Here is a 23,539-nt window from a genome sequence, read left to right on the forward strand (position 1 = left end):
CAGGAGGATCACGTTTTGACAATGAAACCACTCATCGAAGAAGCGAAGACAGCAAGGAAGCACGCTTACGTCCCTTATTCGGAATTTGCGGTCGGTGCGGCGCTTCAGACAGCCGACGGAAAGGTTTATCACGGCTGCAACATCGAAAATGCTGCATACAGCGCGTGTTGCTGTGCGGAAAGGACGGCGCTTTTCAAAGCGGTTTCCGAAGGGGTAACGACGTTTGCCGCGATGGCTGTCGTCGCCGACAGTCCGCGTCCCGTTCCCCCGTGCGGCGTTTGCCGTCAAGTGCTTTCCGAATTTTGCGATCCGCAAATGATCATTACAATGGCAAATCTCAAAGGGGACGTCGAACGGTTGACGATTGCCGAATTGTTGCCGGGCGCGTTCAGCGCGGAGGATCTCCATGAGTGAGCAGGCGTTTAAATCGGGGTTTGTCGCGTTGATCGGAAGACCGAACGTGGGCAAATCCACGTTGATGAACCGCATGGTCGGGGAGAAGATCGCGATCATGAGCGACAAGCCGCAGACGACACGTAACCGGGTTCAAGGTATTGTGACGACGGAAACTTCGCAAATCATCTTTGTCGACACGCCAGGCATTCATAAACCGAAACATAAACTCGGCGAATACATGACGAAAACCGCGCACCAGACGTTAAACCAAGTGGATCTGATTTTGTTTTTGGTCGATGTGAGCGAGGGGTATGGGAAAGGCGATCAATATATTATCGATCGTTTAAATGAGATCGACACGCCGGTGTTTCTTATTTTAAATAAAATTGACGCCGTTCACCCCGACGAGTTGCTGCCGATCATCGAGAGCTATCGCCGCAAGTCTAATTTTCGCGAAATCATCCCGATTTCGGCACTGAACGGCAATAATTTGAATACGTTGACAAGTGAGATCGAGAAAGTACTCGAGCCGGGACCGAAATATTATCCGGAAGACCAAGTGACGGATCATCCTGAACGTTTTATTGCTGCCGAATTGATCCGGGAAAAAGTGCTGCACTTGACACGTGAGGAAGTTCCGCATTCGATCGCGGTCGTCATTGAACAAATCGAACGAAAGGAAAAAAAGAACCTCGTCATCATTCATGCAGCGATTTTGGTCGAACGTTCGTCGCAAAAAGGGATTATCATCGGCAAACAAGGGGTAATGCTGAAAGAAATCGGGAAACGGGCAAGGGAAGATATTGCTAAGCTGTTCGGTTCGAAAGTGTTTTTGGAACTTTGGGTGAAGGTTCAAAAAGACTGGCGCAACAAAGATTATTTGCTGGAGGATTTCGGTTACCGGGACAATTGACAAAAATTCCATCACATGATTTCACCATGGCCGACCAACCTAAGGAAGAGAACGCACAACAAGAAGGGTGGAATTGTTCATGTTGGATTTAACGTGGAAGGTGTTTTGCATGACGGGAGACGTCAATACGTACTTGTTATTAAAACAGCTTGAACAAGCCCCGAACGATCAAGAGGCCCATGGATCCGTTTACGCGGACTCGGCCATAGACGAAGTATCTGCCAGCTCCGTTCAGGCGATCGAATAGTATTATGTACCTTGCATTATAGTTCATATTCGCAAAAGGTGTGACGAAACCGTTAGTCACACCGTTTTCTTTCGATCGGTGGTGGAAAGATTGTTGACGAAAGACGAAGGCATAGTTATCCGTACGGTCGACTACGGGGAAACGAACAAAATCGTTACGCTTTTCACAAGAGCGGGCGGAAAAGTAGCCGTCTTTGGCCGCGGTGCAAAAAAGACGAGAAGCACCTTGGCGTCGGTTACCCAGTTGTTTACGTACGGTTCGTATTTATTTTTTCTCGGAAGCGGGCTCGGAACGATGCGGCAAGGGGAGATGATTGATTCATTCCGCCGGTTGCGGGAAGATCTTTATCGAACCGCCTATGCTTCCTATATCGTTGAATTGCTCGATAAGGTAACGGAAGACCAATCACCCGATCCGTTTTTATTCGAATTGCTTTACCAATGTCTCCATTACATCGACGAAGAACGGGATCCTGAAGTTATCATGTTTATTTTTCAAACGAAAATGCTGCACGTTGCAGGCATCCGTCCGGAACTCAATGGCTGTTCACGCTGCGGGCATCGAGACGGACCCTTTTTGTTTTCCATTGTTGAGGGCGGATTGCTTTGTGAACGATGTCAACGCGTGGATCCGCGCGCATGGCCGGTTGCGGATGTCGTCGTTAAGTTGCTTCGGCTCTTTTCCTCCTTTGCTATGAATCGGCTTGGCCAAATTTCACTGAAACCGGAAACGAAGAAAGCGTTGAAAACAATTTTGGACAATTATTATGAAGAATATTCGGGACTTCGCATGAAATCGAAAAGGTTCCTTGACCAGCTTGAGCGAATGGATCCGGGTACGAGTTGACACGAATCGGAAAATTGAGTATGATAACGACACAACAAATGCATAACGATCATGCCGTGAAGGAAAACAGTATTTGCAGTTAAGGTATCAAAGCGAATCCCGGTCGGTGAAAGCGGGGTATACAAACTGTGAAGAAGGCATTCCGAAGCATGTTGCGATTGAAAGTGATCTCTTCTTCTCAAAATGAAGAGGTAATTAGGGTGGAACCGCGGGTACAACTCTCGTCCCTACGCTGCAAGAGCCGGCGTGGACGGGGTTTTTTTTATGGATGGAGGGAAAAACACGATGAATGTACAAGAAATGATGCTTACGCTGCAAAATTTCTGGGCGGAACAAGGTTGTTTAATCATGCAGGCGTATGATGTCGAGAAAGGGGCGGGCACGATGAATCCGATGACTTTTTTGCGCAGCATCGGACCGGAACCGTGGAAAGTCGCTTATGTCGAACCGTCCCGGCGCCCTGCCGATGCGCGTTACGGGGAAAACCCGAATCGCGTTTACCAACATCATCAATTTCAAGTAATCATGAAACCGTCGCCGGACAATATTCAAGAATTGTACTTGCAAAGTTTGGATCAATTAGGAATCGATCCGTTGGAACATGACATCCGATTCGTTGAAGACAACTGGGAGGATCCGACGCTCGGCGCTTCCGGACTCGGTTGGGAAGTTTGGCTAGACGGCATGGAAATTACGCAGTTTACGTATTTTCAACAAGTGGGCGGCTTGGAAGCGAAGCCGGTTTCCGCGGAATTGACGTACGGATTGGAGCGGCTTGCTACGTACATCCAGGACACGAGTTCCGTGCACGAACTGGAATGGAGCAAAGATTTTTCGTGGAAGGACATTTACTTGCAGCCTGAATACGAACACTCGAAATATACGTTCGAAGTGTCCGACGTTGAAGGGTTGTTCAAGCGTTTTTCTATGTATGAAGAAGAGGCCCGCCGTGCTCTTGAAGAAAATCTCGTCTTTCCCGCTTATGATTATGTGCTGAAATGCTCGCATACCTTTAATTTGCTCGAAGCCCGCGGCGCGATTTCCGTTACTGAACGTACAGGTTATATTGCCCGGGCGCGGAAATTGGCGAGACGATGTGCGCAAACGTATTACGAAGAACGGAAGCGGCTCGGATTTCCAATGTTGCAAGAACAATCGCACAGTGACGGTTAAGTGACGGATGACACGGATGAAAGGAAGGGATCCAGTTGAGTGAACGACAACCTTTTTTGCTTGAAATCGGGCTGGAAGAGATGCCGGCACCGTTTGTGCCTGATGCGATCGACCAATTGAAAAATAAATGCGCCGCATGGTTTGAGGAAAACGAATTAGCGTATGGAGAAATTCGAACGTTCTCAACCCCCCGGCGTCTGACGATTCTCGTCACAGAGGTTCCGTTAAAACAACCCGACAGAGAAATAGAAGCGAGAGGTCCGGCCAAACAAATTGCGATGGACGAGGACGGGGAATGGTCGAAGCCGGCGATCGGCTTCGCTCGCGGGCAAGGGGTCGACGTGAACGATTTGTACGTACAAGAGGTAAAAGGCAAAGCGTACGTATTTGCGAAAAAATATATTAAAGGAGAAAGAACGGAAGCGCTGCTGCCGGGAATGAAAACGGTCATTCAAACGCTGTCCTTCCCGCGAAGCATGCGATGGGGCACGCACGACTTTCGCTTTATCCGGCCGATCCGCTGGATGGTGGCGTTGTTCGGGGAGCAGGTCGTCCCCATTTCGATGACTGGGGTGGAATCGGGGCGCCGTACCCGGGGACACCGTTTTCTCGGCGAAGAAATCGAATTGCATCAACCTGCCGACTATGAGCATGCGTTGCTCGGCCAATATGTCATTGCTGACGCTGACCAACGAAAGCAAGCGATTCGCGAGCAATTGGAAACATTGATGCTTGAGGAAAGTTGGCATATACCGATCGATGAGTCATTGTTAGACGAAATTACCAATCTCGTCGAATATCCGACGGTGTTGTATGGAACCTTCGACAAAACTTTTTTGAAATTGCCGAAGGAGGTATTGTTGACTTCGATGCGCGAACATCAGCGGTATTTTCCGGTCGAAGGCGAAAACGGCGAATTGCTGCCGTATTTCGTTACCGTTCGCAACGGGGACCATCGCCATCTCGATCAAGTTGCCAAAGGCAATGAAAAAGTTTTGCGGGCCCGGTTGAGTGACGCGGTATTTTTCTATGAAGAAGATCAAAAAACGACGATCGACGAGGCGTTGAAACGACTCAGCCATATTGTGTTTCAAGAAAAGCTCGGAACTATGGCGGATAAGACGGCGAGGGTTCGCCGGCTCGCGAACCAAATCGCCGAACAATTGAAAATAGCGCCGGAAACCCAACGATTTGTGGATCGAGCGGCCGAAATTTGCAAATTTGACCTCGTGACGCATATGGTCGATGAATTTTCTGAATTGCAAGGAGTCATAGGTGAACAATACGCGCGTTTGTTTGGCGAACCTGAACTTGTGGCCGTTGCGGTGCGGGAACATTATCAACCGAGGTTCAAAGACGATGCACTTCCCGCGACCGATTGCGGAGCGATCGTGGCCATCGCCGACAAACTTGATACAATTACCGGCTGTTTTTTGGCCGGGCTGATTCCGACCGGTTCACAGGACCCTTACGCTTTGCGCCGTCATGCGCTCGGCATCGTGCAAATTTTATTGGAGCGCAAGTTCGCTTTGTCTGTCGAGAATTTGTTTCGGTTAGCGCTGGACGTGTATGCGGAAACAGGGTTGTTCAATCGGAAACGTTCGGAAGCGTCGCAACAATTGCGTGAATTTTTCACAACGAGAATTCGCACATTGCTGCAAGAAAGAACCATACCGTACGATGTGGTCGATGCAGTGCTGGCGGGAGAGATCAATCAAGTTGCCGATTTGGCCGCCAAAGCGGAATTGCTCACGAAAAAAAGAACGACCGATGCTTTTAAACCGCTCGTCGAAGCTTTGAGCCGTGTAACGAACATCGCAGCGAAAGCGGATATTGCGGATTCAGACGAAGCACGTGCCAACCCTGAACTGTTTGCGGCGGAACAGGAAAAAGCCTTGTACGAGGCGGCAAACAAGGTTGATGAACAATTATTGGAAGCGGCAAATAACGACGATCCGCAGCAAGCTTATGAGGCGTTGATCGAACTGCAGCCGGTCATTCATGAGTATTTCGACAACATTATGGTGATGGCGGAAGATCATCAACTACGTGAAAACCGGTTGAAACAAATGGTGGCATTGTCGCGGTCGATTCGTTCCTTTGCTGATTTTGGCGCCATTGTCCTTTAAGGGAAACCGTCAAAAAGGGTGGTGAAACATCATCGAACTGAGCGAGAGGCAACAACATATATTGCAAATCGTCAAAGATGACGGACCCATTACTGGGGAACAGATCGCCGACAGGCTCGGCTTGACGAGGGCGACTTTGCGTCCGGACCTCGCCATTTTGACAATGGCCGGCTTTCTTGACGCGAGACCGCGTGTCGGATACTTTTATTCTGGAAAAACAGGCTCCCAATTGTTAACCGACAAAATCCGAAAGATGAAAGTGAAGGAATACCAGTCGATTCCGGTCGTCGTCGAACAATCCGCTTCCGTTTATGATGCGATCACGACGATGTTTCTCGAAGATGTCGGCACCTTGTTCGTCGTCGACGAAAATGCCCATCTGGCCGGTGTTCTTTCCCGCAAAGATTTGCTTAGAGCCAGCCTCGGCAACCAAGACTTGGCGAAAATTCCGGTAAACATCATCATGACGCGCATGCCGAACATCACGATGTGTACGAAAGACGACCTCGTTATCGAAGTGGCGAAATTGTTGATCGAAAAACAAATCGACGGGTTGCCGGTCGTTAGACCGGGGAAATCGCCGGGTCATTTTGAAGTGATCGGCAGAATTACGAAGACAAACGTAACGAAAGCGCTCGTTGAAATCGCCTCGAATGAACCGGTTTAGTCGACGAGGCGGATGAGAGCTTTCGAATCCTTCGCTAGGGATAGAAGGGAACAAGCGAGTTTAAGGAGGATGTCATGAATAGTCACAAGAAAAATCGCGTCGTTTACGTTGTATCCGATTCCGTCGGAGAAACGGCGGAGCTTGTCGTGAAAGCGGCAGCGAGCCAATTCCGCGACCGGTCGATCGATATTCGCCGTACTCCGTACGTGGAAGACAAACCAACCGTCGACGAAATCGTGACTTCGGCGAAAAATGACGAAGCACTTATCGCGTTCACGCTCGTAATTCCTGAAATCAAACAACATTTGGTCGATGCCGCAACCGAACAAGCGGTGCCCGTCGTCGATATCCTTGGTCCGATGATGACGGGGATGGAACGACATTTTCAGCAAAAGCCGCGCTATGAACCCGGTCTTGTTCATACGTTGGATGAAAATTATTTCCGTCGCGTTGAAGCTGTCGAGTTCGCTGTTAAATACGACGACGGGCGCGATCCAAGAGGGATAGAACGAGCCGACATCGTATTGATTGGTGTTTCCCGTACTTCAAAAACACCGCTTTCGCAATACTTGGCGAATAAACGTATAAAGGTGGCCAACGTGCCGATTGTCCCTGAAGTTGAACCACCGGAAGAGTTATTTAAAGTATCAAAGCATAAATGCTTTGGTTTGCGTGCCGACGCAAGAAAACTGAATGATATACGCCGTGAACGGCTGATCGCACTCGGTCTCGATTCGTCTGCGAATTACGCAAACTTAAAACGAATCGAAGAAGAACTTTCGTTTTTCGACAGCGTTGTAAAACGCATCGGCTGCGAAGTAATCGATGTTTCCAACAAAGCGGTCGAAGAAACGGCGAACTTGATTTTAAATCAATATCGAAATCGTCTCGAAGGCAAAAAACGTTGAATCGTTTCGAAATTCAACGTTTTTTTGCGTAAAATGGGCAGAATGGTTGCCTAAACCGAATTCAATGTATTATAATTTGTTTTCGTGATTAAAATAACTATTAGTTAATAAAACATAGCAGTATTCTAAATTTTAAAACTAAATTTCAAAGGGAGGATTCCCCTCAAGGAATGTAGAATAAGAAATATGACGAAAGATCTTATGATTTATGTGGATGCGGATGCGTGTCCCGTGAAAGAGGAAATTTCAGAAATAGCGGCTCGGTTCAACGTTGAAGTTCGTTTTGTTGCTTCTTTCGATCACGTTTCTCATTCGGCGGATCGCAGTTGGATATTTGTCGATTCGGGACGGGAATCGGTCGACTTGCACATCGTTAATCACGCGAACAGAGATGATGTTGTGATCACTCAAGATCACGGTTTGGCCGGCCTGTTGTCTGTCCGAGGCATTCACGTCATTTCCCCGAGAGGAAGACATTTCGATGAAAATGACATGAATCACACGTTGTTTCAGCGATATTTGTCGGCAAAACAGCGGCGTGCTGGTTTGAGAGTGAAAGGACCTGGGAAAATGACCGTGCAAGACCGCGTTCGATTTCGGCAAACGTTGACAAATTTCTTGTCAATGGTGGAAGGAAAATGAGCAGGTCATCTTGAATACGATAAACTAGGCACTTGCGACGAAAACGGTGGTGCGCCAAATGGCGAACAAGATTCCTGAAGAAACGATTGAGCAAATCCGAAATTCCGTTGACATTGTGGACGTCGTAGGTGAATATGTTCATTTAAAGAAGCAAGGACGAAACTTCATGGGGCTTTGTCCGTTCCATGACGAAAGAACGCCTTCTTTTTCCGTTTCCCCGGACAAACAAATTTACCATTGTTTCGGGTGCGGGAATGGCGGGAACGTATTCACGTTTTTGATGGAAATCGACGGGCTCGGTTTTGTCGAAGCGGTTAAAAAGTTAGCCGATCAAGCGAATATTGGTCTTCCGAACGTCACCGTCGATGACGGTCGACAGATTGCTTCGAGTGATCGCCGAAAACTCGCGGAAATTCACGAGTGGTTGGTGAAATTTTATCAGTCTTGTTTGCTGAGAACCCAATCTGGGGAGAAGGCGAGACACTATTTGCAGCAACGGGGCTTTTCCGATGAGACGATCGAACGTTTTCAAATCGGCTATGCACCGGAAGAATGGGAATTGGCGGCTCATTTTTTGGAGAAGCGTCATTTTTCTCCGGAAATTCTTGAGAAGTCGGGCCTGTTTTCTAAGCGGGCATTTGACGGAAAGATTTTCGATCGTTTTCGCGATCGTATCATGTTTCCGATTTGGGATTCGCGCGGTCAGGCCATTGCTTTCGGCGGCCGGGTCATCACGGATGCACAACCGAAATATTTAAACAGCCCGGAAACGGAAGTGTTCCGCAAAGGGAAAACGTTGTATGCTTTTCATTTGGCAAAGCGATCGATTCGCGAAGCGAAACAAGCCGTCGTAATGGAAGGTTACGTGGATGTCGTCAGCGCTCATCAAGCGGGCGTCACGCAGGCGGTTGCTTCACTCGGAACTTCTTTTACCAACGAACAGGCACATTTGTTGAAGCGGCATGCCGATTCCGTCGTGATTTGTTATGACGCCGACCGTGCTGGCATTGACGGGGCGCTGCGAGCCGCCGAATTATTGCAGCAGTCCGGTTTATACGTTAAGATCGCGTCCATTCCGGGAGGACTTGACCCTGACGATTACATTCGTAAATTTGGCGGCAGCCGCTTTCAAACGGAAGTGATCGGGGCGAGCCAAACGGTTACCGCTTTCAAAATTCATCATATGCGAAAAGGAAAAAACTTAAATGATGAAGGAGATCAGCTCCGTTATATCGAAGAAGTATTGCGGGTTATTGCTGCGCTGCCGAAAGCGGTCGAGCGGGATCACTATTTGCGTCAACTGTCCGAGGAATTTTCTCTTTCTCTTGATGCGTTGAAACAACAGCAATATGCCATATACAGGCAGTTGAAGAAAAGCGGAATGAAAGCCGAGGCGAATCGCAATGTTAATATGAGAGGACATGTGCGTAAACAAACGTTGCTGCCTGCCCCGCTGAAGGCCGAGCGAATGCTGCTTGCTTATATGATCCAGGATGAAGAAATCGCGCAACGGGTGCAGGAGGAACTTGCCGGTGCCTTTCACGTAGAAGAACACGAAGCGGTTGCCGCACATTTGTTTGCTTATTACGCGGATGGGAATCCGCCCGATATCGGAGCCTTCATCGATCAATTGGGGAATGAGAAGCTCGTCCGCATGGTTACGGAATTAGCAGTTACCCCTTTGAACGAACCGGCGAACGAGCAGGAAATCAACGATTACATCCAACAGGTAAGAACTTATCCGAAGCGGCTTGAGATCGAAGAAATGAAAAGGCAAAGAAAGGCGGCGGAAAGCGCTGGAGATTCTGATGAAGCCGCACGAATCGCGATGAAGATCCTTCATATAAAGAGAGAAATAAAAGGTATGTATTTGTAAATCAATGGAAGGAGGGGATCGAATGGCTGAAAAACCGAACCGTCAAGAGGCGCAAGGTGAACTGACCATCGATCAAGTCAAAGAACAACTCGTCGAAATCGGCAAGAAAAGGGGGGCGCTAACTTACGCGGAAATCGCGGACCGGCTCGCACCTTTCGAACAAGATTCCGATCAGATGGACCAGTTTTTTGACTACCTGGACGATCAAGGCATCGAGGTGCTAGATGAGTCGGACGCTCCAGAAGCAGCAAAAGAGGAAGAATTCGATCTGAATGATCTGAGCGTTCCACCGGGCGTCAAAATCAACGATCCGGTCAGGATGTACTTGAAAGAGATCGGACGGGTCGACTTGCTCTCGGCCGATGAAGAAATTGAATTGGCCAAGCGCATTGAAGAAGGCGATGAAGAAGCGGAGCGCCGGCTGGCTGAAGCGAATTTGCGTCTCGTAGTAAGTATCGCCAAGCGTTACGTTGGCCGCGGGATGTTGTTTCTCGATCTCATTCAGGAAGGCAACATGGGTTTGATTAAAGCCGTGGAAAAGTTTGATTATCGGAAAGGCTACAAGTTCAGCACATACGCGACTTGGTGGATTCGTCAAGCGATCACGCGCGCCATTGCCGATCAAGCGCGAACGATCCGGATCCCGGTTCACATGGTGGAAACGATCAACAAACTCATTCGTGTTCAACGTCAACTGCTGCAAGATCTCGGACGTGAACCAACGCCGGAGGAAATTTCGAAAGAAATGGATTTAACGCCGGACAAGGTGCGGGAAATCTTGAAAATTGCGCAAGAACCCGTTTCGTTGGAAACGCCGATAGGCGAAGAGGATGACTCTCATCTCGGCGACTTCATTGAAGACCAAGATGCACAAGCCCCTTCTGATGCTGCCGCTTATGAGTTGCTGAAAGAGCAATTGGAAGATGTGCTCGACACGTTAACCGACCGGGAAGAAAACGTGTTGCGTTTGCGTTTTGGCCTCGACGACGGAAGAACGAGGACGCTCGAGGAAGTTGGAAAAGTGTTTGGCGTCACTCGTGAAAGGATCCGTCAAATCGAGGCGAAGGCATTAAGAAAATTGCGTCATCCGAGCCGAAGCAAACGGTTAAAAGACTTTTTGGAATAAAGTTTACTTCTCCAAGGGAAGTAAACTTTTTTTTGTGCGTCAATTTCTTATTTTTTATTGTACTGATTTTCCATATCAGTTTCAAGGGGGCTTCAGACTTATTCGAAAGATCTTTTGAAAAAGTTGAAACGCTTACATTGTTAATTTTATAATATAACTGGAAGTCGGAAGATACAGAACTGGAGGAGAACGATTTGAATTTTGATTTAACGGAAGAACAGAAGCTGATTCTAAAGACGATCCGTGATTTCAGCAACGAAGAGGTAGCCCCTTTCGCTGAACGGTGGGACAAGGAAAAAAGATTTCCTAAAGAAGTGTTTGAAAAACTCGGGGAGCTTGGCATTATGGGACTTCCTTTTCCAGAGGAATACGGCGGTTCCGGGGGAGATACGATCAGTTTCGCCATCGTCGTCGAAGAATTGAGCCGGGCATGCGGCTCAACGGGCATCACCTATTCGGCGCACGTTTCTCTTGGCGGAGCACCGTTGCATTTGTTCGGCACCCGCGAGCAAAAAGAAAAGTACCTGGTTCCGATTTGTAAGGGAGAAGCGTTGGGAGCGTTTGGTTTAACGGAACCGAATGCTGGTTCGGATGCTGGCGGTACTCGGACAGAAGCGAAGGAAGATGACGGCGATTGGGTCATTAATGGAAACAAATGTTTCATTACCAATGCGTCTTACGCACAAGTCGTTCCGATGACCGCGATTACCGGCAGAACGAACGGCGAAAAAGAAATTACCGCCATTATTGTTCCGACCGACGCAAAGGGATTCGAGGTCATTGATAACTATGAAAAAATGGGGCTTCATGCGTCCAATACGACTGAGCTCGTACTTGAAGATGTGCGCGTGCCGCGGGAAAATGTTCTTGGTGAGCGAGGAAAAGGGTTTCAACAGTTCCTGATTACGTTGGACGGCGGACGCATCGGAATCGGCGCGATGGCTGTCGGCATTGCCCAAGCCGCGTATGACAAGGCATTAAGCTATGCGAAAGAAAGAGAACAATTCGGGCGGCCGATAGCCAAATTTCAAGTGAACCAATTTAAATTGGCGGATATGGCCATGAAATTGGAATTGGCGCGTACAATGGTTTATAAGGCAGCATGGCTGAAAGACAACGGAAGAAAATTCAGCAAGGAAGCTTCCATGTGCAAATTGTACGCATCGGAAATTTGTATGGAAATTTGCCGCGAAGCGGTGCAAATTCACGGCGGATACGGGTACATGAGGGATTATCATGTCGAACGATACTTTCGAGACGCCAAGCTTCTGGAAATTGGTGAAGGTACTTCGGAAGTGCAGCGAACGGTCATTGCCCGCGAAATTGGATGTTAGAAAATGAAAAAGGGGATCGCCTTCGTTCTTGAACCCAATCGGAAAAGGAGGCACATATGACAAGGCTCTTGAGTCGAACCGTCGGCGGATTATTGAGGGAAAAGGCGAATGAGTTGCCGGACCATGAGGCCATTGTGTATCCCGAACACGGCATTCGTTATACGTATAAGGAATTTTACGAATTGTCGGGTAAAGTCGCAAAAAGCTTAATGGCGTTAGGGATCGAGAAAGGTGATCATGTCGCGGTTTGGGCAACGAATGTACCCGAGTGGCTGCTACTCCAGTTTGGAACGGCGCGTGCGGGCGCGGTTTTGGTCACCGTCAACACGAGCTATCAGGCGAAAGAACTCGATTACTTGTTGAGACAATCGGACAGCAAAGTGCTCTTTCTCGTTGAAGGCTATAAAGACAATTCCTACGTGAAAATGGCGGAAGCGATCATACAGGAGGGAAAAGAAGCGTTTCCTTCACTCGAACATTTCGTGTTTTTGGACGGCGGGAAGGTGCATCCGCCTAGGGGGATGATCGGATGGACGGAATTCTTGACTTCAGCTAAGAAGATTTCGGACGAAGCTTTGCATGACCGTGAATCGGAACTCCACGAACACGATGTAATTAACATGCAGTACACGTCTGGAACGACTGGGTTTCCGAAAGGCGTCATGTTAACGCATTTCAATATTGTCAACAATGCTTATTCAATCGCGCAGGCGATGCGACTCGGACTGGAAGACCGCATGTGCATTCCGGTTCCATTTTTTCATTGCTTCGGATGTGTGCTCGGTACATTGGCCGCGGTATCCGTCGGGGCAACAATGGTTCCTGTCGTTGAATTTTCCCCGAAAGACGTACTGGCCACTGTCGAAGCAGAAAAATGTACTGCGCTTCACGGGGTTCCGACAATGTTCATCGCGGAGCTGAATACCGAGGGATTCGCGAATTACGATTTATCCTCGCTGCGGACCGGTATTATGGCTGGATCTCCTTGCCCGATCGAGGTGATGAAGAAAGTGATCAACGAAATTGGAATGGCAGAAATTACGATTGCATACGGGCAAACCGAGTCATCTCCCGTCATTACGCAAACGCGTACCGATGATCCGATTGATCGGAGGGTGAATACGGTCGGGAGGGCATTGCCGGGAATTGAAGTGAAAATCATTGATCCGGTATCAGGAGAGGAAGCAGCGCCGGGAGAGCAAGGAGAGTTGTGCACGCGCGGCTATCACGTAATGAAAGGGTATTACAAAATGGAGGAAGAAACGAGACGCGCGATTGATGAAGGTGGATGGCTGCACACCGGCGACATGGCAGCGATGGATGAATCGGGCTATGTGAGGATCACCGGAAGACTAAAAGACATGATCATCCGCGGAGGGGAAAATATTTATCCGCGTGAAATCGAGGAATTTTTATATGAGCATCCGGACGTTCTTGACGTTCAAGTGGTTGGGACACCCGATGAAAAATATGGAGAAAAAGTGGTTGCCTGTGTTAGAAAACGGCCAAACAGCAAGGTGACAGAAGAGGAGATTCGTAATTTTTGCCAAGGTAAGATCTCTCGTTTTAAGATCCCGGAATACATTATGTTTGTCGACGAGTATCCAATGACCGCTTCGGGAAAAATTCAAAAATTCAAATTGCGCGAGCAAGTGAAATCAATGCTTGCTGACCATTGAGCCGTTTCTCCATCGAGACGGCTCGTTTTTTTGTTTAAACTCTGTCAGTTATGGTAGAATAGGTTATGTCACAGGCGATCGCTCCTTTTATTTTGGAAGATAGAAGGAACTGCCTTTCCTTGCCCGCCCATTTCAAGTAAAATGGTTGGGGGAGCTGCTATTTTAACTTACATACGAAGGAATCAACGTACAAGGAGGACATCGCATGAAAAGCAATCCTTTAATTCCTTACGGCATTATTGTGGTTCTTGGTATTGTACTCATGTGCATTATTGGATTTTACGGAGCCAGCCAAATAGGGAATGACCAAGCAAAAGGCGGCGGAGGCGCAACGGCGGATGCCAGCCCGAAACAAATCTTCGAGAAAAATTGCGCGTCTTGCCACGGTCAAAATCTTGAAGGCGGAATGGGACCGAGTCTTCAACATATCGGCAGCAAATTGTCGAAAGAACAAATTTTGGAGCAAATCAAAAACGGCGGCGGCGCGATGCCCGGAGGCTTGATCCAAGGGGAAGAAGCCAAGAAAGTGGCCGAATGGTTGGCCAAGAAAAAATAACGAAAAAGCTTTCTGCTTGGCAGAGAGCTTTTTTTCATTGGCAGGTGCGGCATACACATGAATGAAATAAAATTGTCGAAAAGATTGCAAGCGGTGGCAGATGCGGTTCCTGAAGGCGCATCGCTCGCCGACATCGGTTCTGACCATGCGTATTTGCCCTGTTTTTTGAGTTTGGCTGGAAAAATACGTGCCGCGATCGCTGGTGAAGTGGCGGTTGGTCCGTACTCGTCGGCGAAATCGCAAGTGGACCGGCTGCACTTGGGCGATGTCGTTTCGGTGCGATTGGGAGACGGCCTGGAAGTGATTCGCCAAGGCGAGGTTGACGTTGTTGTCATCGCGGGAATGGGGGGGCCATTGATCGCCGACATATTGCAACGAGGGAAAGAGAAGTTGAGTGCGGTCCGTCGTCTCGTTTTGCAACCGAATGTCGAAGCTGAAGGGGTGCGAACTTGGCTCGTTGATCATGGATGGGAGTTGAGGCATGAGTCCATTCTCGAAGAGGACGGGCATATTTACGAGATCCTTACAGCGGAACCGGGAAATCCGCACCGTCCCTACGTTGGCACGGGCCGGCAAGGGTTGCTTTACGGACCGTTTTTGATGAAAGAGCGGAATTCGGTGTTTTTGAAAAAATGGCGTCTCCAGCTGCGCCATTGGAAAAAAATCGAAAAACAAATGATCCAGGCGGCCGAAACCGAACAACTTGTGCAAAAAAAACGACAGTTGCGGAAACGCATCGCAGAAACGGAGGAGTTGCTGAATGAGTAAATTTGCCAGCGGACAAACGTTGATTCAAGCTTTTGAAGCCTGGAGCCCTAAATCGTTGGCGATCGGAGATGATCGAAACAAAATTGGGTTGCAACTCGGAACGTTGAACAAACCGGTCAAAAAAGTGATGGTCACACTCGACGTTCTTGAGAATGTCGTCGATGAAGCGATCGCACAAGGGGTGGATTTGATCATCGCTCATCACCCGATGATGTTTCATCCGGTCAAACGGATCGATACCGATACTGCGAGAGGACGGATGATCGAAAAATGTTTGCGCCAAGGCATTGCGGTTTATGCCGCCCATACGAATCTCGATGTTGCCGTCGGCGGCGTAAACGATCGGCTGGCAGAAGTTTTAGGCGTTGAGGATACGGAAATTTTCATACCGACGCAAGAAAGAAAGCTTGTCAAATTTGCCGTATATGTTCCGGAATCACATGCGGAAGCCGTCCGGCAAGCGCTCGGGGACGTTGGAGCCGGACATATCGGCCGTTACAGCCATTGCAGCTTTAACAGCCGCGGAACGGGCATGTTTTTGCCGGGAGAAGGGACGAATCCCCATATCGGCACGAAAGGAAAATGGGAACGCGTCGAAGAAGTGAAGATCGAAACGATTTTACCGGAAGAATTGACGAATCAGGCGATCGCTGCGATGAAAAGAGTACATCCATATGAAGAAGTCGCCTACGATTTGTATGCGCTGCAAAATGAAGGAGACTTTGCCGGCGTCGGCAGAATCGGGGAATTGAGCGAACCGATGCCGCTGCATCAATTCGCGACACACGTGAAAACGCGTTTGCAGGTCAGGGGTGTCCGTTTTGTCGGACAGGCAGACGCGATCGTGAAAAAAGTCGCCGTTTTGGGCGGGGACGGGAATAAGTTTATGTCAACAGCAAAACGAAAAGGTGCTGACGTTTACGTGACGGGAGATGTTTACTTTCATACAGCTCATGAAGCATGGATGGACGGTTTGAATGTGGTCGATCCCGGTCATTATGCCGAAAAAGTCATGAAGGAAGAGGTTAGCCGCCGGTTGAATGCGTTTGTCGCGGCACAAGGATACGATACGGAAGTTTTTGTGTCCAAGACAAACACCGATCCATTTCATTTCGTGTAACGCGAAAAGATCCCCGTACGGGGATCTTTTCAGCTATTTCACTTTTACCTTGGGCAAGATTTTTTTTCGTTCGATCGGATTTTCTTTATTCCATGTGTCTTCGTTGTTCGGATCGTATTGTTCGAGAAACCGAATGACTTGTTTCGTGATCGGTGTCGGCGTGGAAGCGCCCGCTGTCACGGCAACTTTCTCGACGCCGTTCAGCCATTCGAGTTTGAGCTCGGAAAGATTGGCGATTCGGTGACCGGGCGTTCCGGCGATTTCTTCGGAAACTTGAACGAGCCGGTTTGAATTGTTGCTTCGCGGATCGCCGACGACAATGAGTAAATCCGCTTGTTTCGCCTGTTCGGCGACCGCCTCTTGGCGTACTTGCGTCGCCAGGCATATTTCGTTGTAAATCTCCGTCTGCGGATACTTCTCAACGATTTTCTGCATGATTTTGTTGACGTCCCATTGACTCATCGTCGTCTGGTTCGTTGCCAAAATTTTCTCAGCCGTCAAATCCAAAGCATCAACGTCCTCCAGCGATTCGACGAGATGGACAACGTCCGGAGCAACGCCTACCGCGCCTTCCGGTTCAGGGTGTCCTTTTTTTCCTACATAAACGATGTGATACCCTTCCTCTTTCTTTTCGAGGATGATGTCGTGCGTTTTCGTAACATCCGGGCACGTGGCATCAATCGTCGTCAATCCCTTGTCTTTCGCTATGCGCCGTACCTCAGGAGATACGCCGTGCGCCGTGAAAATGATCGTTCCTTTTTCCACTTGTTTCAATATGTCGAGACGGTTGGCTCCGTCAAGCGTGATGATTCCCTCGTCTTCGAAAGCGTCCGTTACGTGATGATTGTGTACGATCATGCCGAGAATGTAGATCGGCCTCGGCAAGTCGGGATTTTGCGCCGCCCGCCGGGCCAATACCATCGCGTCAACAACCCCGTAACAGTAGCCTCGAGGCGAAATTTTAATGACTTCCATCGATGAATTCCCCTTTCCATCTTCGTCCTTATTATAAAGGAGAAGAAAGGGGAAAACAAATGATCTTCGTTATACGTACAGCTTCGGTTTTGACGATTTTCGCCGATTCGAATTTTCATTCCGTCTTGAATTCCGATTCACCGCGTTTGATGACTGTGTTTCGATTGACGATCGGCGGTCACGTTTTGCCGATTCCTTGTTTTCGGTTGACCTTCCGGCATTCGAATTGTTTTCCCGCGTTTTGATTTTGTCGGATTCTTTATCGTTTCGTTTGTCGTTGTTGTTGCTGTCATCCGAAGTTTCCGCTTCTTTTTCTTTGTTTTTGCTGTATTCCTGGTATTCCTTCATCAATTGAATCATGTTCGGGATGTTTTTCGCGACCGGAGCCGCTTTTTGCACCATTGGACCGACGGTTTGCATGACTTTGATCGCTTTTTGAAGATTTCCGAACATGCCGCTTATTCCGCCCGTCGATGCGGAAGCTGCCGGCCCGGCCGGTGCGCCTCCGCCCCCGGTGAATGCTGACAAAAGCCTGCCGAATCCGCCGAGACCGCCTCCGGCACTGCTCGCGCTGGAAGCTGATCCCGCTCCCGGCATTGCGCCGCCGAAACTTGCAGGACCTGCACCGCCGCCGCCAAACATTCCGCCGGCCATTGTCGGTGCTCCTCCCGCAGGTGGTCCGAAAGGGAAACCGGGTCCACCGGCAGGAAAGCCTCCGTTCGGCATGGGAGGAACATGATTTCCAAATAAGGCCATTTGATCAAGACCTCCTCTCATGATCATGACTATACTTTTAACGTATGCAAGGATCCTGGGAAACGGATGGGCAGCAGCATACTTTTGTATCCATCGGTTACACGTGGTAAAATGGGGAAGGAAACAAGCCTTTTTCAGAAACTTTCAGGGGGCGAACAGATGGTTAAATTAGGTTCACACGTGTCGATGAGCGGTGACAAAATGCTGCTTGCGGCTAGTGAAGAAGCATGTTCCTACGGTGCCAACACGTTTATGGTGTATACCGGTGCACCGCAAAACACCCGCAGAAAAGCGATTGAGAAATTGAACATCGAAGCGGGGAAAGAACATATGCAGCAAAACGGCATCGATGAAATCGTCGTACATGCCCCGTATATCATTAACATCGGGAATACGACGAAACCGGCAACATTCAAGCTCGGTGTTGATTTTCTGCGTTCGGAAATTGAGCGTACGGAAGCGATCGGCGCACGGCAGATCGTGCTTCATCCCGGAGCGCATGTCGGCGCGGGCGAAGATGCGGCGATCGCTAAAATCATTGAAGGATTGAACGAGGTGCTCACGCCGGAAACCAACGTGCAAATCGCTTTGGAAACGATGGCCGGCAAAGGTTCGGAGTGCGGAAAAACATTCGAGGAATTGGCGAAAATCATTGACGGTGTCACGTATAATGATAAACTATCCGTTTGTTTTGACACATGCCATACTCATGATGCGGGATACGACGTGAAAAACGATTTTGACGGCGTTTTGCGCAAATTTGACGAGGTTATTGGTGTTGACCGCATTCGCGTGCTTCATATTAACGACAGTAAAAACGAGAAGGGCGCTCGAAAGGACCGTCACGAAAATATCGGTTTCGGCCATATCGGTTTCGATGCCTTGAATTACATTGTCCATCACGACACGTTCAAGACGATACCGAAAATTCTCGAAACGCCGTACGTCGGTCCAGACAAACGTAATCGCAAACCGCCTTACGAATTGGAAATCGCAATGTTGAAGCAAAAATCTTTCGATGATCAATTGCAAAACAAACTCATTGGGGCATGAGATTCATGCCTCTTTTTTTATGCCGTTTTGTTAAAGAAACTGTTGGAACAACGCCTGAATTTTTTTAGCGATGGCCGGATCGACTTCTGCGGAAATTTCCTGCAAAATTTGTTTTCGCTGCCTGTCGTCGGCGATGTTAATTTGATGACGGCGCAAAATGGCGGTAATTTGTTCCGCTTGCCGCGGCGTGATCGATAAATCGTATTGTTTGGCTAATTGCAACAATTGTTCGGGAGTCAAATGATTCAGTTTCTGATTAATCATTTGCTTAATGAATCCGTTCATGCTTTCACTCCTTCGCTTCCGGTGAGATTCAACGGAATACTGTATGAGGGGCAAACGTTATTCGTGCACGTTCCACATGATTTTGAGGAAAACGGCGCAAACTAACAAGGAAAGGAGTGTATGCACATGCCGATCGTGAAATGCAACGTTTCGAATTGCGTTTACTGGGAGGAAGGCAACCACTGCAACGCTGATGCTATTCTCGTCGAAATCGACAGCCATGCGGAAAATTCTTATACGATGTCATCGTCCGGTCGGCTCATCGGTGCTGCTGATCACCGTGATATCGCTGAGGAAGTGTCGCAAACATGCTGTCATACGTTTGATCCCATCGATTAACAATCACCGGATGCAATTATTGTCATCATATTCTCGTGCCGTTGAGTCATACTAAGAGTGCTCCTCACGCAAGGAAAGCGAGGGATTGGCGAATGGATGATTATCGCAACTATGATGAACATGTCAATGACCGATCAGATTATCTTGAAGAAACGGCAACCGAAACGACCCCAGTCGCAAGAGGTTGGGGCGTAACTGAAAACGATACCGAAATCGACAAGGATAATCGTGGGGAGCAGGGCAATCGAGGAACGCAAGCCGGTGTCAATTACGGAACAGGCTACGGAATTTTGGCCCTTATTCTTTCCGTATTGGCATTCTTCTTTTTGCCTATCGTCATGGGTGGAGCCGGAATCGTCATCGGCTTCATCGCGCGTGCCAAAGGAGCCAACACCTGGGGCGCATGGGCCATAGGTGTCGGTATCGCAGCCATCGTCATTAGTCTGTTTGCCGCACCTTTTGTATAACGAAAGAAAACGGGATGTCCAGCAGTGGGCATCTCGTTTTTTATGCTTTATAATGGGGAAGGAAATCGGTTGGGAGGGATTGACATGGAGGTTCTCAAAGCTATCCGAACGCGCAGATCGATCGGTAAAGTATCGGAACGGACGCCGGAAAAGGAACACATTCAGACAATGCTTGAAGCGGCCAGGTGGGCACCGAATCACCATAAAACGGAACCGTGGCATTTTTATGTGTTGACCGGAAAAGGAAGGGACCGACTCGGAGAAGTGTACGGACAAATTAACGTTGAAAAAATTCACGATCCGTCGGCAGACGAAAAGAAACAAGCGATAGAAGCAGGATTGCAAAAAGCACGGCGGTCCCCGGTAGTGATCGTCGTAACGGTGGAACCTGCCGAAGGGGCAATGATCGAACCGATCGAAGAAATTGCGGCGGCTTCTTGTGCTGTCCAAAACGTTTTGCTTGTCGCCCATGATCTCGGGTTGGCGGTGAAATGGCGGACAGGAAAACCCGCTTTTCATCCATATATGAAACAAGTGTTCAACGTATCGGAAAACGGCAGCGTGCTCGGGTTTTTGTATGTCGGTTATCCGGAAGAGGAACCGAAACCGCCCGGAAAAAAACCGTTGCATGAGTACGTGACATGGCATGAAAACTAAATAAAAAGAAGCTTGGCACCGTTGAGGCGTCAAGCTTCTTGTTTTTGTTTCTCGTAATGTTCTTCAGCAAGTTTGTCGACTTCTTTTTTCAATTCGTCGACCAAGGTTTCTTCCGGTACTTTGCGTATGATCTCCCCGTGCCGGAACAACAAGCCTTGCCCTTTGCCGCCGGCAATGCCGATATCCGCTTCACGGGCTTCACCCGGTCCGTTGACGGCGCATCCGAGTACTGCCACTTTGATTGGAGCTTTGATTGTGGAAATGTATTCTTCTACTTCGTTGGCGATCTTGATCAAATCAATCTCGATTCGTCCGCACGTCGGACAAGAAATCAACGTCGCCGCATTAGCCGCGAGTCCGAACGTTTTCAGCAGTTCGCGCGCCACTTTCACTTCTTCAACGGGATCGGCGCTCAGCGAGACGCGAAGCGTATTGCCGATGCCTTTGTGAAGGATCGTCCCGAGACCCGCAGCGCTTTTGATCGAGCCGGCGAACTGAGTTCCCGACTCCGTGATCCCGAGATGGAGCGGGTAATCGAATGCCCGTGCCGCTTTTTCGTAAGCTTCGATCGCTAAGAACACATCAGACGCTTTCAGCGAAACGATGATGTCGTGAAAATCGAGGTCTTCCAAAATTTTTATATGATAAAGCGCGCTTTCAACCATGCCGTCCGCGGTAGGATAGCCGTACTTTTCCAGGATGTGCCTTTCTAACGAACCAGCATTGACGCCGATCCGAATCGGGATTCCTTTTGCTTTTGCCGCCTTAACGACGGCTTCCACGCGTTCGCGGCTTCCAATGTTCCCGGGGTTGATGCGGATTTTGTCGGCGCCGCCCTCGATGGCTTTTAATGCCATTTTATAATCAAAATGAATGTCTACGACAAGCGGAATGTTGATCCGTTTCTTGATTTCCGGGATGGCGAGCGCATCTTCCATGCGAGGACAAGCGACTCGCACGATTTGGCAACCGGCTTCTTCGAGACGATGGATTTCATTGACTGTGGCTTCGACGTCCCGCGTTTTCGTTGTCGTCATGCTTTGGATAACGACTTGGTTGTTCCCTCCAACGGTGACGTTGCCGACTTTCACCGGTCTTGTTTTCGTTCGATGGGTGATTTCGTTCATGCCCCGAACGCCTCCTTCAGTAACGACTCAAATGACGTCCTCTCGCTTTGGACGCGTCATTCACAATGCTTGGCAGGCAAGCATACAGGTTTATTCTAGCAGTAACAACGTACGGCATCAAGCCATGTGTTATCTTGATTGCGTATAAACGGGGAAGCGGTATGTTTTCCCAATTTGCAGTTGATGGACGTTCACACCCGGATTTAATTTTTTAAAGTCGGAGACGATTTTTTCGATCGATGCCTTTGCGTTTCCGTTCAGTTTCTCACTGATTGACAGAACGGTTTCGCCTGGATGGACTTTCCAACTCGTCGCAGGAATCCGTTCCTCTTCGTTTTCAGTACGGGCCGCGGTTGATGTTTCTGCTCCTCCCGCATTATGCGAAGTTGGAATCGTTCCGTATGTGATATCGTAGTATGCCGTGTACGCGACCAACAAACAAAAACAAAACGTGAAAAACCCTTTCATGTCGCTTCCCTCCCATCTTTGTACAACTTATGCTTGTCCGACGAACTATATGTTGCTTTTTCATCGTCGATTCCGATAAAATATAGGCATGTTCAGGAGGGATGAGAATGAACAAGAAGGTACAAGCCATCTTCACAGCCTTGTTGCTGCTCGTTTTGGCGCTGCCGGCAACCGCCCATGCGGATGCAAAACCCGGGGATGTCATCGTGACACTCGGAAAAGACTTGACGATTGAACAAAAAGAAAACGTATTGAATCAAATGAAGGTAAACGAAAACGAAGTGGAAATCGTTTACGTCACGAACGAAGAAGAACATAAATATTTAGGGGATTACATCAGCGATGAGAAAATCGGCACTCATGCCATTTCTTCGGCAAAAATTACGCTTGCTGAAGAAGGGGCAGGTTTAAATGTTAAGACGAACAACATTACGTACGTCACCGAAGCGATGTACGCCAACGCACTAATGACCGCGGGGATTCACGATGCGGACATTTTCGTCACTGCGCCGTTTAAAGTTTCAGGAACTGCAGGATTGACGGGAATTTTAAAGGCCTATGACGTGAAAACCGATCTGAAGTTGACGGAAGATCAAAAGAAAGTGGCCAATGAAGAATTGGTGAAAACGGCGGAACTCGGGGAAGACATCGGCAAAGACAAAGCCGCGCAGCTGATCACGAAAATTAAGCAGGCACTCGCCGATCATCCGGTCGAATCGAAAGAAGACTTGCGGGAACTCATTGACAAAGCGGCCAAAGATTTGAACGTGCAGCTAACCGATGAACAAATGAATCAATTGTTGACGCTGTTCGATCACATCAAAAACTTGGACATCGACTGGAGTCAATTGAAAAACGAGTTGAACGATATGTCGGAACAACTGAATCAGTTTTTGAGCGACGAAGATACCCAGTCTTTCTTTAAAAAAGTGCTGCAGGCGATCGGCAGCTTGATCGATCAAATTCGTTCTTGGTTTTAACACTGGCAAGAAAGCCTTGATTTTTTCAGCTTAAGTTTAGGGTAACGGGCAT

At 48.6% G+C, this 23,539-nt stretch carries 26 protein-coding genes; 21 read left to right on the forward strand and 5 right to left on the reverse strand.

Features of this window, described 5'->3' with window-relative positions; translation table 11 throughout:
- Window positions 1-21: 21 nt before the first annotated feature.
- The 16 genes from cdd (at window position 22) to VFK44_08625 (ending at window position 16,380) form a co-directional block, all read left to right on the forward strand.
- Complete coding sequence (gene cdd, locus VFK44_08550) at window positions 22-414, forward strand: cytidine deaminase (protein HET7628424.1); 393 nt, start codon at window positions 22-24, stop codon at window positions 412-414.
- Window positions 407-1,309 (forward strand): GTPase Era, encoded by a 903-nt coding sequence (gene era / locus VFK44_08555; GenBank protein HET7628425.1) that lies wholly within the window; start codon window positions 407-409, stop codon window positions 1,307-1,309. Before cdd ends, era begins: the two co-directional genes overlap by 8 nt.
- A 79-nt stretch (window positions 1,310-1,388) precedes the next feature.
- Window positions 1,389-1,556 carry a YqzL family protein gene (locus VFK44_08560; GenBank protein HET7628426.1) on the forward strand — a complete coding sequence of 56 codons (168 nt, stop codon included), beginning with the start codon at window positions 1,389-1,391 and terminating at the stop codon, window positions 1,554-1,556.
- Between the two features lie 90 nt (window positions 1,557-1,646).
- Window positions 1,647-2,402: a DNA repair protein RecO gene (gene recO / locus VFK44_08565; GenBank protein HET7628427.1), complete on the forward strand. Its 756-nt coding sequence runs from the start codon at window positions 1,647-1,649 to the stop codon at window positions 2,400-2,402.
- 285 nt (window positions 2,403-2,687) lie between these two features.
- The gene (gene glyQ, locus VFK44_08570) at window positions 2,688-3,575 is read left to right on the forward strand and encodes a glycine--tRNA ligase subunit alpha (protein HET7628428.1); all 888 of its coding nucleotides are present in this window, start codon (window positions 2,688-2,690) and stop codon (window positions 3,573-3,575) included.
- A 35-nt stretch (window positions 3,576-3,610) separates the two neighbouring features.
- The gene (gene glyS, locus VFK44_08575; protein HET7628429.1) at window positions 3,611-5,704 is read left to right on the forward strand and encodes a glycine--tRNA ligase subunit beta; all 2,094 of its coding nucleotides are present in this window, start codon (window positions 3,611-3,613) and stop codon (window positions 5,702-5,704) included.
- A 31-nt stretch (window positions 5,705-5,735) separates the two neighbouring features.
- The gene (locus VFK44_08580) at window positions 5,736-6,371 is read left to right on the forward strand and encodes a helix-turn-helix transcriptional regulator (protein HET7628430.1); all 636 of its coding nucleotides are present in this window, start codon (window positions 5,736-5,738) and stop codon (window positions 6,369-6,371) included.
- A gap of 74 nt (window positions 6,372-6,445) precedes the next feature.
- Entirely contained in the window at window positions 6,446-7,279 is an 834-nt protein-coding gene (locus tag VFK44_08585; GenBank protein HET7628431.1) for a pyruvate, water dikinase regulatory protein, read from the forward strand.
- Between the two features lie 186 nt (window positions 7,280-7,465).
- The gene (locus tag VFK44_08590; protein ID HET7628432.1) at window positions 7,466-7,921 is read left to right on the forward strand and encodes a DUF188 domain-containing protein; all 456 of its coding nucleotides are present in this window, start codon (window positions 7,466-7,468) and stop codon (window positions 7,919-7,921) included.
- A gap of 58 nt (window positions 7,922-7,979) precedes the next feature.
- Window positions 7,980-9,797 (forward strand): DNA primase, encoded by a 1,818-nt coding sequence (dnaG, locus tag VFK44_08595; GenBank protein HET7628433.1) that lies wholly within the window; start codon window positions 7,980-7,982, stop codon window positions 9,795-9,797.
- A 22-nt stretch (window positions 9,798-9,819) separates the two neighbouring features.
- Entirely contained in the window at window positions 9,820-10,923 is a 1,104-nt protein-coding gene (gene rpoD / locus VFK44_08600) for an RNA polymerase sigma factor RpoD (protein ID HET7628434.1), read from the forward strand.
- 194 nt (window positions 10,924-11,117) lie between these two features.
- The gene (locus VFK44_08605) at window positions 11,118-12,257 is read left to right on the forward strand and encodes an acyl-CoA dehydrogenase family protein (protein ID HET7628435.1); all 1,140 of its coding nucleotides are present in this window, start codon (window positions 11,118-11,120) and stop codon (window positions 12,255-12,257) included.
- Between the two features lie 56 nt (window positions 12,258-12,313).
- Complete coding sequence (locus tag VFK44_08610) at window positions 12,314-13,936, forward strand: AMP-binding protein (protein ID HET7628436.1); 1,623 nt, start codon at window positions 12,314-12,316, stop codon at window positions 13,934-13,936.
- Between the two features lie 205 nt (window positions 13,937-14,141).
- Window positions 14,142-14,492, forward strand: a complete 351-nt coding sequence (locus VFK44_08615) for a cytochrome c (GenBank protein ID HET7628437.1) — start codon at window positions 14,142-14,144, stop codon at window positions 14,490-14,492.
- 57 nt (window positions 14,493-14,549) lie between these two features.
- A complete protein-coding gene (locus tag VFK44_08620; protein HET7628438.1) occupies window positions 14,550-15,260 on the forward strand; it encodes a tRNA (adenine(22)-N(1))-methyltransferase TrmK in 711 nt (236 codons plus the stop codon).
- Window positions 15,253-16,380, forward strand: a complete 1,128-nt coding sequence (locus VFK44_08625) for a Nif3-like dinuclear metal center hexameric protein (GenBank protein ID HET7628439.1) — start codon at window positions 15,253-15,255, stop codon at window positions 16,378-16,380. Before VFK44_08620 ends, VFK44_08625 begins: the two co-directional genes overlap by 8 nt.
- A gap of 33 nt (window positions 16,381-16,413) precedes the next feature.
- On the opposite strand, the gene VFK44_08630 is transcribed toward VFK44_08625, so the two are convergent.
- Entirely contained in the window at window positions 16,414-17,355 is a 942-nt protein-coding gene (locus VFK44_08630; GenBank protein ID HET7628440.1) for a 4-hydroxy-3-methylbut-2-enyl diphosphate reductase, read from the reverse strand.
- Between the two features lie 69 nt (window positions 17,356-17,424).
- Window positions 17,425-18,009, reverse strand: coding sequence for a VrrA/YqfQ family protein (gene vrrA / locus VFK44_08635; protein ID HET7628441.1), 585 nt, complete (start codon window positions 18,007-18,009; stop codon window positions 17,425-17,427).
- 261 nt (window positions 18,010-18,270) lie between these two features.
- Here vrrA and VFK44_08640 point away from each other — a divergent pair, with 261 nt between their 5' ends.
- Window positions 18,271-19,164, forward strand: a complete 894-nt coding sequence (locus VFK44_08640) for a deoxyribonuclease IV (protein ID HET7628442.1) — start codon at window positions 18,271-18,273, stop codon at window positions 19,162-19,164.
- Window positions 19,165-19,194: 30 nt separating this feature from the next.
- On the opposite strand, the gene VFK44_08645 is transcribed toward VFK44_08640, so the two are convergent.
- Window positions 19,195-19,449 carry a DUF2624 domain-containing protein gene (locus VFK44_08645; protein HET7628443.1) on the reverse strand — a complete coding sequence of 85 codons (255 nt, stop codon included), beginning with the start codon at window positions 19,447-19,449 and terminating at the stop codon, window positions 19,195-19,197.
- A 126-nt stretch (window positions 19,450-19,575) separates the two neighbouring features.
- On the opposite strand from VFK44_08645, the gene VFK44_08650 reads away from it, so the two are divergent.
- The 3 genes from VFK44_08650 (at window position 19,576) to VFK44_08660 (ending at window position 20,912) form a co-directional block, all read left to right on the forward strand.
- Window positions 19,576-19,788: a DUF1540 domain-containing protein gene (locus VFK44_08650; GenBank protein HET7628444.1), complete on the forward strand. Its 213-nt coding sequence runs from the start codon at window positions 19,576-19,578 to the stop codon at window positions 19,786-19,788.
- 92 nt (window positions 19,789-19,880) lie between these two features.
- Complete coding sequence (locus VFK44_08655; GenBank protein HET7628445.1) at window positions 19,881-20,255, forward strand: DUF4190 domain-containing protein; 375 nt, start codon at window positions 19,881-19,883, stop codon at window positions 20,253-20,255.
- 84 nt (window positions 20,256-20,339) lie between these two features.
- On the forward strand, window positions 20,340-20,912 hold the full coding sequence (locus VFK44_08660) for a nitroreductase (protein HET7628446.1): 573 nt from the start codon (window positions 20,340-20,342) through the stop codon (window positions 20,910-20,912).
- Between the two features lie 29 nt (window positions 20,913-20,941).
- On the opposite strand, the gene ispG is transcribed toward VFK44_08660, so the two are convergent.
- Window positions 20,942-22,039, reverse strand: coding sequence for a flavodoxin-dependent (E)-4-hydroxy-3-methylbut-2-enyl-diphosphate synthase (gene ispG, locus VFK44_08665; GenBank protein ID HET7628447.1), 1,098 nt, complete (start codon window positions 22,037-22,039; stop codon window positions 20,942-20,944).
- Window positions 22,040-22,168: 129 nt separating this feature from the next.
- Window positions 22,169-22,507: a hypothetical protein gene (locus tag VFK44_08670; protein ID HET7628448.1), complete on the reverse strand. Its 339-nt coding sequence runs from the start codon at window positions 22,505-22,507 to the stop codon at window positions 22,169-22,171.
- 107 nt (window positions 22,508-22,614) lie between these two features.
- On the opposite strand from VFK44_08670, the gene VFK44_08675 reads away from it, so the two are divergent.
- The gene (locus VFK44_08675; protein ID HET7628449.1) at window positions 22,615-23,487 is read left to right on the forward strand and encodes a DUF1002 domain-containing protein; all 873 of its coding nucleotides are present in this window, start codon (window positions 22,615-22,617) and stop codon (window positions 23,485-23,487) included.
- Window positions 23,488-23,539 lie beyond the last annotated feature (52 nt).

Source organism: Bacillales bacterium (genome assembly GCA_035700025.1).
In the GTDB taxonomy this organism is placed as follows: domain Bacteria; phylum Bacillota; class Bacilli; order Bacillales; family DASSOY01; genus DASSOY01.